The sequence below is a fragment of the Streptomyces sp. VTCC 41912 genome, assembly GCF_045799175.1.
GTDB classification, from domain to species: Bacteria; Actinomycetota; Actinomycetes; order Streptomycetales; family Streptomycetaceae; genus Streptomyces; species Streptomyces albulus_C.
Genome location: NZ_JBJMAB010000012.1, coordinates 94,187 through 107,614, shown reverse-complemented (window position 1 = coordinate 107,614; position 13,428 = coordinate 94,187). Strand labels below are relative to the sequence as shown.

Sequence of the window (13,428 nt, the reverse complement as noted above, 5' to 3'; positions counted from 1 at the left end):
GGGCGGGGTCACCCTGTGTCGGAGTGGCCGGCCCGGTCGGCCCGGTCGGCGCCGTCAGCGAGCTCGGTGAGCACGCCGACGGCGAGGGACTGGGCCAGCGGGACCTTGAAGCCGTTGTCGCGCAGCGGTGCGGCGGCGGCGAGTTCGGCGGCGGCGGCGCGGGCGAAGTGCTCCTCGGTGGCGGGCGCGCCGAGCAGCGCGGCCTCGGCGGTGCGGGCCCGCCACGGCCGGTGGGCCAGGCCCCCGAAGGCGAGTGCGACGTGCACCACGACGCCGTCGCGGACCACGAGGACGGCGGCGACCGAGACCAGGGCGAAGGCGAACGAGGCGCGGTCGCGGACCTTGCGGTAGCGGGAACGGGCGCCGGCGCGGGGCGGCGGCAGTTCGACGGCGGTGAGCAGTTCGCCGAGCCGGATCTCGGTGTCGCGTTCGGGGCTGTCGCCGGGCAGCCGGTGGAAGTCGGTGGCGGGAACGGTGCGTTCGCCCTCGGGTCCGTGCAGGTGCACGGTGGCGTCCAGGGCGGCGAGGGCGACCGCCATGTCGGAGGGCTGGGTGGCGACGCAGTGCGCGGAGTGCCCGAGGACGGCGAGGTCGCGGTGGGCGCCGTCGACGGCCGGGCAGCCGCTTCCGGGCTCCCGTTTGTTGCAGGGTTTGGCGGTGTCCTGGAAGTAGCCGCAGCGGGTGCGCTGGAGGAGGTTGCCGCCGGTGGTGGCGGTGTTGCGGAGCTGGCCGGAGGCGCCGGCCAGCAGGGCCTGCGACAGCACCGGGTACCGGTCGCGGACGACCGGGGCCGCGGCGAGGTCGGCGTTGCGGACGGTGGCGCCGATGCGCAGGCCGCCGTCCGGCAGTTCCTCGACGCGGTCCAGCGGCAGCCGGCTGACGTCGATCAGGGTGCGCGGGGCCTCCACGCCGAGCTTCATCAGGTCGACGAGGTTGGTGCCGCCGGCGAGGAACTGGGCGCCGGGCTGTCCGGCGGCGGCCCGCACCGCCTCGTCGACGCTGTCGACCCGCAGGTAGCCGAAGGGTCTCACCGGCCCCTCACCCCCGCCCCGGCGGCCGCCGCGTCGGCGACCGCCTCGACGATCCTCGGGTAGGCGCCGCACCGGCACAGGTTGCCGCTCATCCGCTCCCGGATCTCGTCGGCGGTGAGGGCGACCGGCGCCCCGGAGGGCGCGGTGTCCGGGGTGACGTGCGAGGGGAAGCCGTCGGCCGCTTCGGCGAGGACGCCGACCGCCGAGCAGATCTGGCCGGGGGTGCAGTAGCCGCACTGGAGGGCGTCGCGCTCCAGGAACGCCTCTTGCAGGGGGTGCAGCCGGTCGGCGTCGGCGAGGCCCTCGACGGTGGTGATCCGGCGCCCGTCGTGCGCCACGGCCAGCAGCAGGCAGCTGTTCGCGCGCCGCCCGTCGACCAGCACGGTGCAGGCGCCGCACTGCCCGTGGTCGCAGCCCTTCTTGGTGCCGGTGAGGCCGAGGTGCTCGCGGAGCAGGTCCAGGACGGTGGTGCGGTGGTCGAGGGTCAGGGCGTGCGGGGTGCCGTTGACGGTGAGGGTCAGCGCGGAGTGGCGGCCGTTGACCGGGCGGGGGCCGTCGGCGCCGTCCGGGCGGCCGTCCGCGGTCGGCATCAGGGGGCGCCCTTCGTGACGGGCTGCCGCAGCGTCTCCAGCCGCAGTTCGACCTCCTTCTCCTGGTCGCCGGCGGCCGTGCCGAGGAGGTGGACGACGAAGGCGGACTTCAGGCCCGCGCACAGCTGGTCCACCGCCCAGTAGCCGCCCTGGAGGCTGACGGTGACCGGGGCGCTGAGCCGGCGCGGCTCCGGGGTGGTGCCGCGCTCGCTGACGTCGACGGTGGAGGTCCACACCGTCGTGCCCGGCCCGGGCGCCTCCTGGGGGACGTCGTCCGGGGCGCGGTCGGAGCGGAAGGCGGTGTGCAGGACCCGGAAGACGGCGTGGGCGTCCGCCGCCTTGCAACCCTCGACCTCCACCACCACGTCGGCCGATGCGTGCTCCGCGGGTGACGCCTGTTCGTCGCTGTTCACTGTGGGGGCCTTCCTGTGGGTGCCGGACGCTTCCAGGCTCACTCGGCGCCCCGCTCTCGGCTACCCGAGGCTCGAACGAGTGGTTTAAACGGGCGCACCTGCTCGCCGCGACCACGCAGCGTTACTTTGTGTAGCCGGAGGGCGCTCTCCGTAGTCGCCTCGCCGTCCCTGCCGGCCGCACACCCCCAGGAGCACCGTTGACCCGTTCCCTCGTCGACCAGCACGCCACCGGCTACAGCCTCCGTCAGGCGCTGTGCATGGCGCGCGCCGCCGAGCTCGCCTACCACGACGAGCCGAGCATCGAGGCCACCGCCCGGGAGTGGGGGTTCGACCGGGTGCGCCACCACCACACCGCGTTTCGCCCGCCGTTCCCGCTCCGGGACACCCGGGCGTACACCCTCGGCGGGCGGCACGTGATCGTCACCGCGTTCCGCGGCACCGAGCCGGCCGAGCTGCGGGACTGGCTGTCCGACGCCGACACCCCGCCGTGGCCCGGCCCCGGCGGCCGGGGCGCCGTCCACCACGGGTTCGCCGAGGCGTTGGAGTCCGTCTGGCCGCAGGTCCTCACGGCGCTGAAGGAGCTGCGCGACGACGACCAGCAGGTCTACTTCACGGGCCACGGCCTGGGCGGTGCGCTGGCGATGCTGGCCGGCGCCCGGCTCCACTTCGAGGACCCCCGGCTGACCGCCGACGGCGTCTACACCTTCGGCCAGCCCCGCACCTGCGACCCGGGCCTGGCCCGGGAGTTCAACACCGCCTTCACGCAGCGGATGTACCGCTTCGTCAACCACGACGACGTCGTCCCCCAGCTCCCGCCGGAGCCGGCCTTCCGGCACGTCTCCGCGCTGCGCCACATCGACTCCCGGGGCGCGGTGCACAACACCGTGCCGCTGGACGGCGGCCTGCCCGACCGCGGCCGGGGCCTCGCCGCCGACCTGCTCTCCCCCGCCTCCGACGGCATCCGGGACCACGGCGTCGCCGCGTACGTCAGCGCGCTGGAGCGGGCGGCGGAGCAGCAGGACTGAGCCCCGTACCGGCCGCGGGGGCAGCGAGGGCGGGCGCCAGCGGCGGGGCGACGAAGGGGACAGCGGCGGCGCGCGGGACGATCTCGACCTCGTCGCCGAGGGCCCACTCCGCGGCCCGGGAGGACATCGCGGCCGGGACGATGTCGCTGATGTCAGGCGCGGCGGGGATGTCGTAGGTGGCGTGCGCGTCGTGCGGGAGGACGACGCGGTGGCCCAGCTCCAGGGCGGTGCGCGCGGTGGCGGCGACGCACATTTCGGAGAGCACCCCGCACACCGCCAGTTCGGTCACGCCCGCCGCGTCGAGCAGGGCGCCGAGCCCGGTGTCCGCGAAGCCGTCGTCCTCGGTCTTGCGGACCACGTGCTCGCGGGGGCCGGGCTCGACGGGGAGGTGGAGTTCCCAGCCGGGGGTGTGCGGTGCGTCGACGGCGCCGGGCGCGCCGTCGTTCTGGAGGTGGACGACGAGGGCCCCGGCGGTGCGGGCGCGGGCGAGCAGGCCACGGGTGCAGTCCAGGACCCGGGCCGCCTCGGGGACCGCCTCGGCCCCGGAGACGAACGCGGTTTGGACGTCGACGACGAGGAGGGCCTGGACGGGGCGGAGCGGCCGGGCGGGCACGGCGGTCTCGGGGGGCATGGCGGTCACGGCGGTCATGGGGGCCATCATCGTCGAACGCGGCACTCGGCCGGACGGGCGGGAAAGGTACCGGCCGGACGGGCATGGTTGCCACGGGCATCGATCCGGGCGGATCATCCGTAGGTGCTCCGGCCGTGCACGCGTCGGTTCCGTGCGTGGGCGTTCCGTGCGGCGGGGCGCGGCATCCGACCGCACCGCGACGACGCGAGGAGGGCCACCGTGGAGGCTGTCACCGTCAACGGCCGCTGCGCACCGGGGTTCGAGGGGGTGCGCAGCGCCTTCGAGCGGAACTTCCGCGAGCACCGCGAGGTCGGGGCGGCAGTCGCGGTCACCCTGGACGGGGAGCGGGTGGTCGACCTGTGGGGCGGCCGGGCGGACGCGACCGGGAGCCGGGCCTGGGGGCCCGACACCCTGGTCAACGTCTACTCGTCGGCCAAGGGCATGACCGCGTTGTGCGCCCATCTCCTGGTGGAGCGGGGCGCGTTGGACCTGGACGCGCCGGTCGCCCGTTACTGGCCGGAATTCGCCCGGGCCGGCAAGGAGGCCATACCGGTGCGCTGGCTGCTCAGCCACCGCGCCGGGATGCTGGCGCCCCGGGAGCCGCTGGCCGAGGGCCGGGCCTACGACTGGGACTACGTCTGCGACGCCCTGGCGGCCACCGCGCCGTGGTGGGAGCCGGGAACGGCGCAGGGCTACCACGCGGTGACGTTCGGCTATCTGGTCGGCGAGGTGGTCCGCCGGATCACCGGGCAGTCGTTGGGGGCGTTCCTGCGCAGCGAGGTCACCGGGCCGCTGGACGCCGGGGTCTTCATCGGCACGCCGGTCGAGGAGCACCCGCGCTGCGCCGACATGGTCGGCCAGCTGAACGCCGCCCAGCTCCGCGAGCGCTTCCCGGACCTGCCGACGCCGCCGGTGCGCGGGCTCGCCGACCATCCGCTGGCCGGCGTCGCGCTGGCGCTGACGTACGTGCCGACCGGCGACGTCAACAGTGCCGCCTACCGCACCGCCGAGATCCCGGCGGGCAACGCGCACGCCTCGGCGCGCGGCCTGGCCGCCGTCTACGCGGCGCTGGCCGGCGGTCGGCTGGTCCGGCCCGCCACCCTGGAGGCGATGCGCACCTCGCAGAGCCGGCCGGACGAACCGGACCTGGCCCTCGGCGCGCTCACCCCGGAGGGCCCCTCAGCGACCCATCGCTGGGGGCTGGGCTACATGCTCAACGACCGGGGCCAGGCGGGCCCCAACCCCCGGGCCTTCGGGCACGGCGGGGCGGGCGGTTCGTTCGCCTTCGCGGACCCGGAGAACGGGCTGGCGTACGCGTACGTCATGAACCGCTACGGGGGCGGGACCAGCGGTTCGGACCCGCGCAGCCGGGCGCTGGTGACGGCGGTGTACGCGGCGCTGGCGGAGGTCCGCGGCCGGCGCTGAGGGCGCCCGCGGGCCGCCGCGAACGCCCGGGCGCGGCGCCATAATGGGAGGTGCGGCATGGATCCGTCCGGCGCCGCCGCGGGTGCGACGGCCCCGGAGAGAGGGCGTGGTGACCATGGAACGGGACACCGAGACGGTTCACGAGGCGTACGCGTTCGTCTGCCTGCACTGCGGACACGGATGGGAAGAGGAGTACGAGATCCGGCACACCACCGATCTCGCGGGCCGTCGGCGCGCCGACTACTTCACGCACGGCCGGCGGGTGCCCTCTCCGCTGACCCGCGCGGACTGCCCGGACTGCAACCGCGGCCCGATCCGGATCCTGCGGCCCGGCCGGGTGAACAGCGCCCGGACGTTCCTCGGCTGACGCGTCCCGCGGCGCACCGGACCCCGCTGCGATTCGATAACGGGCGCGGACGCCCCGTCCTGCACCCCGGCAAACGTTGCATATGCTCAGGTCGGGGGCCCGGAGGCGGGTTTCGGACAGTCGGACGGGCCTCGGCCCGCCCCCGCAAGCGATCGTCTCTCCGGGGACCGGCCGGCCGGTCCCCGGGCCGTCACTACGCCGGGGTGGACCTTGACCGTGGAGAAGGGGGAGCAGCGCACCCGCTCCCGTGCGCTGGCCGCGCTTCCGTACCTGGTCATGGCCGCGGTCAGCGCCGTGGACCTCACCGCGGGCCCGGGGGTCGGCTTCCTGCCGCTGGTGTCGCTGGGGCCGGCGTTCGCCGGTCTCGTCGGCGGCTGGCGGCGCACCGCGCTGGTCGGGCTGATGGCGGCGGTGCTCTGCGTCGGGCTGGGGGTCCACAGCGGGTTGTTCGAGAGCCGCCGCGGGCTGACGGCGTTGCTGTCGGTGGCCGGCGTGACCGCGGCCGGGGTGGTGGCGGCGGTGATGCGCCAGCGCCGGGAGGCGGAGCTGGCCAGCGTCCGGTCGATCGCCGAGGTCGCCCAGCGGGTGCTGCTGCGGCCGGTGCCGCGCGGCGCCGGGCCGCTGCGGATCGCGGTCTCGTACACCTCCGCGGTGGCCGAGGCCCGGATCGGCGGCGACCTCTACGAGGTGGTCACCTCGCCCGCCGGGGTGCGGATCATCGTCGGGGACGTGCAGGGCAAGGGCCTGGAGGCGGTGGAGAGCGCCGCGGTGGTGCTCGGCGCGTTCCGGGAGGCGGCGCACGACGAGCCCGACCTGCCGGCGGTCGGCGCGCGGGTCGAGCGGGCGCTGAACCGCCACCTGTCCGGTGAACGGTTCGTGACCGCGGTGCTCGCCGAGATCGGCGACGGCCCGCACGCCACGCTGCTGAACTTCGGCCACCCCGCCCCGCTGGTCGTCCGCGCCTCCGGCGAGGTCCGCTACGCGGCGCCGCCGGAACGCGCGCTGCCGCTGGGCCTGGTGGAGCACGGGCCGGAGGCGCCGGTCCCCCACCAGGTGCCGTTCGCCCCCGGCGACCAGTTGCTCTTCTACACCGACGGGGTCACCGAGGCCCGGGACTCGGCCGGTTGGTTCTACCCCCTCGACGAGCGCGCCCACCTGCTCAAGGAGCCCGACCCGGAAGCGGCGCTGCAGGCCGTCCGGGAGGACGTGGTCGACCACGCCGAGGGGCCGCTGCACGACGACGCGGCGATGCTGCTGGTGCGCTACCGGACGCGGCACCGGGACCCGGACCGGCCGGGCCCCGGTGGCGGTCAGGACAGCGGCAGCCCGGTGTAGTTCTCGGCGATCTCGGCGGCGGCGTGCCAGGAGCCGGCGATGCGGTCGAGTTGGGAGAGCTGGAGCCGGGTGTCGAAGGGGCTCTGGTCCGGGGCGGTGTGCAGGGTCGTGGTCATGAGGTGCGAGAAGTGCTCGGCGCGCCAGACCCGGCGCAGACAGGTGGCGGAGTAGGCGTCGAGCAGTTCGTCCGACCCGGTCCGGTGCCGGTGCGTCAGGGCGCGGGCCAGGACGGTGACGTCGGCGACGGCGAGGTTGAGGCCCTTGGCGCCGGTGGGCGGCACGATGTGCGCCGCGTCGCCGGCCAGCAGGACCCGGCCCCAGCGCATCGGCTCGGTGACCGCGCTGCGCAGCGGCAGGACGGCCTTGGCGGTGAGCGGGCCGCGGGTCGGCTCCCAGGGGGCGGCGTCGACGGCGGCGCGGGCTTGCAGCTCGTCCCAGATCAGCTCGTCGGGCCACGCGGCCGGGTCGGTGCCGTTGGGGACCTGGAGGTAGAGCCGGCTGACGGCCGGTGTGCGCATGCTGAGCAGGGCGAAACCGCGGTCGGAGTGGGCGTAGACCAGTTCGTCGTGGGAGGGCGGGACGTCGGCGAGGACACCGAGCCAGGAGTACGGGTAGCCGCGGGTGTAGGTGCGGCGCGCGGACTCCGGGATCGCCTGCCGGGCCACGCCGTGGAAACCGTCGCAGCCGGCGACGTAGGCGCAGGTGAGGGTGTGTTCGCGGCCGCCGTGTGCGTAGTGGATGCGGGGCCGGTCGGTGTCCGCGCCGGTGACCGCGCGCGCCCGGGCGCCGAACAGCAGCGGCGGGCCGTCGGCCCGTTGCAGCGCTATCAGGTCCTTGACGACCTCGGTCTGGGCGTAGACGGTCACCCGGCGGCCGTCGGTCAGTGCCGGGAAGTCCAGGCGGTGGGCGCGCCGTTGGTACCGCAGTTGGATGCCGTCGTGGACCAGTCCCTCGCGGTCCAGCCGCTCCCCCGCCCCGCAGGCGCGCAGCACGTCGGTGGTGCCCTGTTCGAGGATGCCGGCGCGCTGCCGCCGTTCGACGTAGGCGCGGTCGCGGCCCTCCAGGACGACGCAGTCGATGCCGGCGCGGTGCAGCAGTCGGGCGAGCAGCAGTCCGGCGGGGCCGGCGCCGATGATGCCGACGGTGGTGTCGCGGGGCGTCACAGCGCCGTTCCCGGGGCGGTGTGGAGCGGCGCGAGGTGGAGCGGGGCGAGGTGGGCGAGGAGCGCGGCGAGCACCTCGGCCGGGCGCTCGACGCCGGCCAGGTGGGCCGCGCCGGACAGCTCGACGAGGCTGGCGTCCCGGATGCCGTCGGTGAGTTCGCGGGCGTGCGCGGGTGGGGTGGCCGGGTCGGCGCGGCCGGCGACGACGAGGGTGGGGGCGGTGATCCGGGGCAGTGCGCTGCGCAGGTCGAAGGCGGCCAGGGCGTCGCAGCAGGCCGCGTACCCGTCGGGCGAGACGTCCCGGCGGAGCGCCTCGACCAGGGCGGTCGCGGTCGGTGAGGCGGCGAAGGCGGGGGTGAACCAGCGGCCGGCGGCCGTGTCGGCGACGGCGTCGGTCCCCTCGGCACGGACCTGGGCGGCCCGGTCGCGCCAGCCGGCCGGCTCGCCGAACCGCGCGGACGAGCAGACCAGGGCGAGCGAGGCGATCCGGTACGGGTGGTGGGCGGCGAGCCAGGCGCCCACCGCGCCGCCCAGCGACGCCCCGGCGTAGGCGAACCGGTCGAGGCCGAGGGCGTCGGCGAGGTCCAGGACCAGGCCGGCCAGTTCGGGGACGGTGGTCGTCCCGGGGTCGGCCAGCGCGTCCAGGGGGGTGCCGCCGTGGCCCGGGAGGTCCCAGCGGACGACGCGGAACCGGTGGGCGAGGTCGGGGAGTTGGGGGTCCCAGAGGGAGAGCGCGGTACCCAGGGACGGGCCGAGGACGAGCGGCGGGGCGCCGAGCGGGCCGTTGACGGTGTGGTGCAGTGCGGGCGCGGCGGGCGGCGTCAATGCGGGCTCCTGCGGGTCGTGCGGGTGCGACGGGCGCGTGGGTGCGTGGGTGCGTGGGTGCGTGGGTGCGTGGGTGCGTGGACGGGGCCGGGGCCGGGGCGGCCGGTGGTGGGCGTGGTGGCTGCGCGGTCGGTCGGTCAGCGGAAGGCAAGGAACACCGTCTCCTCGTCCCCGCCGTCCGCCGACTGCCGGAGCCGGATGTCGAACCGGAGGCGGCCGGGGCCGTCGGGGCGGGCCAGGAGGGTGCGGGCGCGCTCCGCGGGCAGCTGTGCCAGCAGCGGGTCGGCGGCGCGGGTCGCGGTGCGCTCGGCGAAGTAGACGCGGGTGAACAGGTGCTCCAGCAGGCCGCGGGCGTGCACGCAGACCGCCAGGTGCGGTGCGGCGTCCGGGCGGGCGGCGGGCGGCAGGGTGCGCACCGCGTAGTGGCCGCCGGCGTCGGTGGGGACCCGGCCGAAGCCGGTGAACACCGCGCCGTCCCGGCCGAGGAGCGCGCCGGTGGCCGGGTCCCGGCGCAGCGAGCCGGGTGCGCCGGCCGCCGGGCCGCCGTCCGGGCCGGCCTGCCAGAACTCCAGCAGGGCGTCCGCCACCGGCGCGCCGGCCCCGTCGCGGACCGTTCCGTGCAGGGTGACGGCGTCGGGGTGCCCCTCGGGCGCGATCCGGCCGCCGCCGGGGAAGGGCAGGGCGTGGCCGAAGAAGGGGCCGATGGTCTGCGCGGGCGTCGGGGCGAGCGGCCCGCCGCGGTCGGTGGCGTCCGGCATCAGCGCGTCCCCTCGGTCCAGGTGGCGGACGGGCCGTCCAGGACCACGTCCCAGCGGTAGGCGAGCGGGCCGCCCGGGTGGGACAGCGCGTGGTCGTAGACCGCGATCAGGCGCTGTCGGGCGGCGGGGTCGGCGACCCCGGCCAGCATCTGGTCGTGGGGCAGGAGCGGGTCGCCGGGGAAGTACATCTGGGTGACCAGCCGCTGGGTGAAGGCGGTGCCGAAGAAGGAGAAGTGGAGGTGGGCCGGGCGCCAGGCGCTGTCGTCGGGCAGGGGGTAGGCGCCGGGCCTGATGGTGGTGAAGGCGTAGCGGCCGTGGGCGTCGGTGAGGCAGCGGCCGACGCCGGTGAAGTGGGGGTCCAGGGGCGCGGGGTGGCGGTCCTGGCGGTGTGCGTACCGGCCGGAGGCGTTGGCCTGCCAGATCTCGACGAGTTGGCCGCGGACCGGCCGGCCGGCGCGGTCCAGGACCCGCCCGGTGACGGTGAGGCGTTCGCCCTGCGGTTCGCCGGCGTGCTGCCGGGTGAGGTCCGCGTCGAGGTCGTGCACGTCGGCGGGGCCGAAGACCGGGCCGGTCAGCTCCACGGCCTCCGGATCGGTGGCGGTGTCGAGGAGGTGGCGCGGCCGCCGGGGGAAGCGGTCCGGCGCGCCCTGGTAGGGCGTCGGCTCCGGGGTCGGGAGCGGCGGGGCGGGGGATGCCGGTGCGGTCATGGGTGCCCTTTCCCTGCGGTGGACGGGTGCGGACCGGGCGGTGGACACCGCTTTCGCCGAAACGCGGTCCAGCGTGCCGACGAATGCCCCGGCGGTCACCGGGGCGCGCCGGTGCGTACCGGAGCGCCACTCCCGACGGACGCGGCGTCCTGGTGAGCGCCCGTCAGGACGCGTCCGGACCCGGCCGGTCACCGACGCCCTCGCGGCCCTCCTGGCGGACCAACTCACCTGCTCACAAAGGGTGTTCGCACAGTGAACTGAAGTTCACGCTCGTGGTGCCCCGAGTCTGGCCCCGGCCCCGGGCCGTGTCAACGGTGCGCCGGGTACGGTTCCGGACTACTCCGGACCACCTCGCCGCACCATGGAGAACCCGTTGCCGTCACCCGCCCGCCCCGCTCCGCCCGTCCCGCCGCCGCCGGAGGCGGTGGCGCCTCTGATGCGCGCGCTGGCCGTGCTGCGCGCGCTGACGGCGGCCGGGGGCCGGGCGGCGGTGAGCGATCTGGTGCGGGCCACCGGTCTGCCGCGCGCCACCGTGGACCGCCTGTTGAGCACCCTGGGCCGGCTCGACTACGTCCGCGCCGAGGGCCGCGACGCGGTGCTCGCCCCCGCCCTGCTGGAACTCGGCAACGCCTACCTCGCCGCCACCGGCCTGCCCGACCGGCTCGGCCCCCTGGCCGACCGCCTCGCCGACACCCTCGACGAATCGGTGTCGCTGGCCGTCCCCGACGGCGACGGGCTGCGCTTCGTCCACCAGGCGACGCGTCGGCGCGCGGTGTCGCTGGCGTTCCGCATCGGCGACCTGCTGCCGGCCGAACGCGGGGCGCCGGGCGCGCTGTTCGCGGCGGACTGGGCGCCGGCGGACTGGCAGCGCTGGCGGGCGCGGCGGGCCGCCGACCCGGCCGACGCGGGTTTCCCCGCGGTGCCGCCCCGGAGGCCGGCGGACGCCGCGCCGGCCGGCGCCCGGCGGCTCGCGGCGGACTTCACCGCGCGGGTGGCCGCGGCCCGGATCGCCGGCTGGTCGCTCGACGACCAGCTCATCGAACCGGGCCTGATCGCCGTGGCGATGCCGGTCCGGGACCCGGCCGGCCGCACGGTCTGCGCGGCGAGCGTGGTCAGCCACACCAGTCGCCACCCGGCCGCGGCGCTCCCGGACGCGGTCCTGCCCCGGCTTCGCGCGACGGTCCTCGCCATGGAGCGGGCGTTGACCGCGCCGGCCCCCGCCACGGTCGCGGACGACGGCCGCCCGGCCGCCTGGCGGCGCGCCTCGAAGCGGCAACTGGGCCCGGGATTCGTGGAGTCCGTCGCCCGCGGGCTGGCCGTGCTCACCGCGTTCGGCACCGGCCGGGCCGCACTGACGCTCTCCGCGGTCGCCGAGGCGGCCGGGCTCCCCCGCGCCACCGCCCGGCGCGCCCTGATCACCCTGGAGCACCTCGGCTACACCACGGCCGACGGCGGCCGGTTCCGCCTCGCCCCCAGGGTGCTGGAGCTCGGCTTCGCCCGGCTCTCCGGGCTCACCCTGCCGGACCTGGCCCGGCCCCACCTGACCGCGCTGGCCGAACGCGTCGGGGAGTCGGCGTCGTTGGCGGTGCTGACCGCCGACGGTGCGGACGCCCAGCCGGCCGTGCAGTACGTCATCGGGGTCCTCGCGGCCCGCATCATGCGGGTCACGATCAGCCCGGGCAGCCGCGCCCCGGCGCCCGCCACCGCCGCGGGCCGGGTCCTGCTGGCGGCCTCGCCGGCCGCCGGGCGCACCGCCCGCCCGGAGCACCGCACCGCGCCCGGCCCGGCCGGCCCCCCGCTCCTCCTCGACCGCGTCCGGGCCGACGGCCACGCCCTGGTGGACGACGAACTGGAGCCGGGCCTGCGGTCCGTGGCGGTCCCGGTGCACGACGGCGACGGCCGCGCGGTGGCCGCGCTCGGCGTGTCCACCCACGCGGCCGACCGGTCGCCGGCGGCCACCCGGGCCGCCGTGCTGCCGGCCCTGCGCGAGGCCGCCGCCGCCGTCGAGGCCGACCTGCGGGTGGCCGGGCGCTACCTGCCGGTGGCGCTGCCGTGAGTCGGGCGGCGCCGGCGCGCGTCGGCCACCGCACGCCCCGGTCGGCGGCGCGGGTGCGTCACCGCGGCGGGTCCGTCGGCGCCGCGGGCCCGTCGCCGCCGCGCTCGGCCGCGGCCCGGTCCGCCGCGGCGCGGCGCCGTTCGATCTCGGCCCGGGCGGCGGCGGTGGCGACCGACGGCCACACCCGGTCCAGGGCGGCGTTCATGGCGGCGCCGACCAGCACCGCGAAGGCGGAGACGCCGATCCACAGCAGGACCGCGACCGGGGCGGCCAGCGAACCGTAGATGGTGGGGCCCTCGACGGCCGCGGTCAGGTAGAGGCGGAGCAGGAAGCTGCCGAGGATCCACATCGCCAGGGCGACCACGGCGCCGGGGATGTCCTCCCGCCAGGGCGAACGGACCGGCACCGAGACGTGGTAGAGGGTGGTGAGGAAGGCGATGGACAGCACCAGCACGACCGGCCAGTACAGCGCCCGGACGACGTCCCCGCTGGCCGGCAGCCAGCCGACCACCACGTCCGGACCGGCCACCATCAGCGGCAGCGCGATCGCACCGACCGCGAGCCCGGCGACGTAGAGCACGAAGGACAGCACGCGGGTCTTGACGATGCCGCGGTGGCCGTCCAGCCCGTACATGATCGTGATGGTGTCCACGAAGACGTTGAGCGCGCGGGAGCCGGACCACAGGGCGATGGCGAAGCCCAGCGAGATGACGTCGGGGCGGTGGCCGGTGAAGACGTCGTTCAGCAGCGGGCGGGCGACCTCGTCGACGCCCCGGTTGGACAGCACGGTGCCAGCGGCGTGCAGGAGGTGGGAGCGGAAGTTCTCCAGCGTGGTGTGGCCGATCCAGGGCTCGGTGTAGCCGAGGACGCCGAGCAGGCCCAAGATCAGCGGGGGCAGCGAGAGCAGGCACCAGAACGCGGCCTCGGCGGCCAGCCCGGTGACGCGGTAGCGCATGCAGGTGTCGACGATGTCCTTGAGCAGCAGCCAGGTCAGGCGCCGTTTGGAGACGTTGCGGTACAGCACCCGGGCGCGGGTCAGACGCCCCCGGCGCGGTCCGTGCGGTTCGGTCGGTTCGTTCGGCGGCTGCACCTCTTTACCGTAT

14 protein-coding genes are annotated in these 13,428 nt (G+C 76.5%); 5 read left to right on the top strand and 9 right to left on the bottom strand.

Translation table 11 applies throughout. From position 1 onward, the window contains the following. Positions 1-8: 8 nt before the first annotated feature. The 3 genes from ACJ6WD_RS19490 to ACJ6WD_RS19480 are packed head-to-tail and all read right to left on the bottom strand — an operon-like array spanning position 9 to position 2,034. Positions 9-1,031: a xanthine dehydrogenase family protein subunit M gene (locus ACJ6WD_RS19490; RefSeq protein ID WP_233657883.1), complete on the bottom strand. Its 1,023-nt coding sequence runs from the start codon at positions 1,029-1,031 to the stop codon at positions 9-11. Then, complete coding sequence (locus ACJ6WD_RS19485) at positions 1,028-1,621, bottom strand: 2Fe-2S iron-sulfur cluster-binding protein (protein ID WP_233657882.1); 594 nt, start codon at positions 1,619-1,621, stop codon at positions 1,028-1,030. Before ACJ6WD_RS19485 ends, ACJ6WD_RS19490 begins: the two co-directional genes overlap by 4 nt. After that, a complete protein-coding gene (locus tag ACJ6WD_RS19480) occupies positions 1,621-2,034 on the bottom strand; it encodes a hypothetical protein (RefSeq protein WP_044379639.1) in 414 nt (137 codons plus the stop codon). Before ACJ6WD_RS19480 ends, ACJ6WD_RS19485 begins: the two co-directional genes overlap by 1 nt. Before the next feature lie 197 nt (positions 2,035-2,231). On the opposite strand from ACJ6WD_RS19480, the gene ACJ6WD_RS19475 reads away from it, so the two are divergent. Next, positions 2,232-3,059, top strand: coding sequence for a lipase family protein (locus ACJ6WD_RS19475; protein ID WP_233657881.1), 828 nt, complete (start codon positions 2,232-2,234; stop codon positions 3,057-3,059). On the opposite strand, the gene ACJ6WD_RS19470 is transcribed toward ACJ6WD_RS19475, so the two are convergent. After that, the gene (locus ACJ6WD_RS19470; RefSeq protein WP_407616239.1) at positions 3,022-3,708 is read right to left on the bottom strand and encodes an isochorismatase family protein; all 687 of its coding nucleotides are present in this window, start codon (positions 3,706-3,708) and stop codon (positions 3,022-3,024) included. The genes ACJ6WD_RS19475 and ACJ6WD_RS19470 overlap by 38 nt on opposite strands. A 201-nt stretch (positions 3,709-3,909) precedes the next feature. Between ACJ6WD_RS19470 and ACJ6WD_RS19465 the strand changes: the two genes are divergently transcribed. From ACJ6WD_RS19465 to ACJ6WD_RS19455, 3 genes are all read left to right on the top strand, one after another. Beyond that, entirely contained in the window at positions 3,910-5,115 is a 1,206-nt protein-coding gene (locus ACJ6WD_RS19465) for a serine hydrolase domain-containing protein (RefSeq protein ID WP_407616238.1), read from the top strand. A gap of 115 nt (positions 5,116-5,230) precedes the next feature. Then, positions 5,231-5,482, top strand: coding sequence for a hypothetical protein (locus ACJ6WD_RS19460; protein ID WP_044380154.1), 252 nt, complete (start codon positions 5,231-5,233; stop codon positions 5,480-5,482). A gap of 276 nt (positions 5,483-5,758) precedes the next feature. Next, the gene (locus ACJ6WD_RS19455; RefSeq protein WP_044380156.1) at positions 5,759-6,817 is read left to right on the top strand and encodes a PP2C family protein-serine/threonine phosphatase; all 1,059 of its coding nucleotides are present in this window, start codon (positions 5,759-5,761) and stop codon (positions 6,815-6,817) included. Here the strand turns inward: ACJ6WD_RS19455 and ACJ6WD_RS19450 are convergent. From ACJ6WD_RS19450 to ACJ6WD_RS19435, 4 genes are all read right to left on the bottom strand, one after another. Continuing rightward, positions 6,793-7,980 (bottom strand): 4-hydroxybenzoate 3-monooxygenase, encoded by a 1,188-nt coding sequence (locus ACJ6WD_RS19450; RefSeq protein WP_407616237.1) that lies wholly within the window; start codon positions 7,978-7,980, stop codon positions 6,793-6,795. The genes ACJ6WD_RS19455 and ACJ6WD_RS19450 overlap by 25 nt on opposite strands. Next, on the bottom strand, positions 7,977-8,804 hold the full coding sequence (gene pcaD / locus ACJ6WD_RS19445; RefSeq protein WP_233657878.1) for a 3-oxoadipate enol-lactonase: 828 nt from the start codon (positions 8,802-8,804) through the stop codon (positions 7,977-7,979). The genes ACJ6WD_RS19450 and pcaD overlap by 4 nt, the downstream gene beginning before the upstream one ends. 137 nt (positions 8,805-8,941) lie before the next feature. After that, positions 8,942-9,562 (bottom strand): protocatechuate 3,4-dioxygenase subunit alpha, encoded by a 621-nt coding sequence (gene pcaG, locus ACJ6WD_RS19440; protein WP_331246709.1) that lies wholly within the window; start codon positions 9,560-9,562, stop codon positions 8,942-8,944. Beyond that, on the bottom strand, positions 9,562-10,269 hold the full coding sequence (locus ACJ6WD_RS19435; RefSeq protein ID WP_233657877.1) for a protocatechuate 3,4-dioxygenase subunit beta: 708 nt from the start codon (positions 10,267-10,269) through the stop codon (positions 9,562-9,564). The genes pcaG and ACJ6WD_RS19435 overlap by 1 nt, the downstream gene beginning before the upstream one ends. A 361-nt stretch (positions 10,270-10,630) precedes the next feature. Here ACJ6WD_RS19435 and ACJ6WD_RS19430 point away from each other — a divergent pair, with 361 nt between their 5' ends. Then, positions 10,631-12,325, top strand: a complete 1,695-nt coding sequence (locus ACJ6WD_RS19430) for a helix-turn-helix domain-containing protein (RefSeq protein ID WP_407616236.1) — start codon at positions 10,631-10,633, stop codon at positions 12,323-12,325. Between the two features lie 58 nt (positions 12,326-12,383). Here the strand turns inward: ACJ6WD_RS19430 and ACJ6WD_RS19425 are convergent, their stop codons facing one another. Beyond that, a complete protein-coding gene (locus ACJ6WD_RS19425; RefSeq protein WP_233657875.1) occupies positions 12,384-13,415 on the bottom strand; it encodes a YihY/virulence factor BrkB family protein in 1,032 nt (343 codons plus the stop codon). Positions 13,416-13,428: the final 13 nt, after the last annotated feature.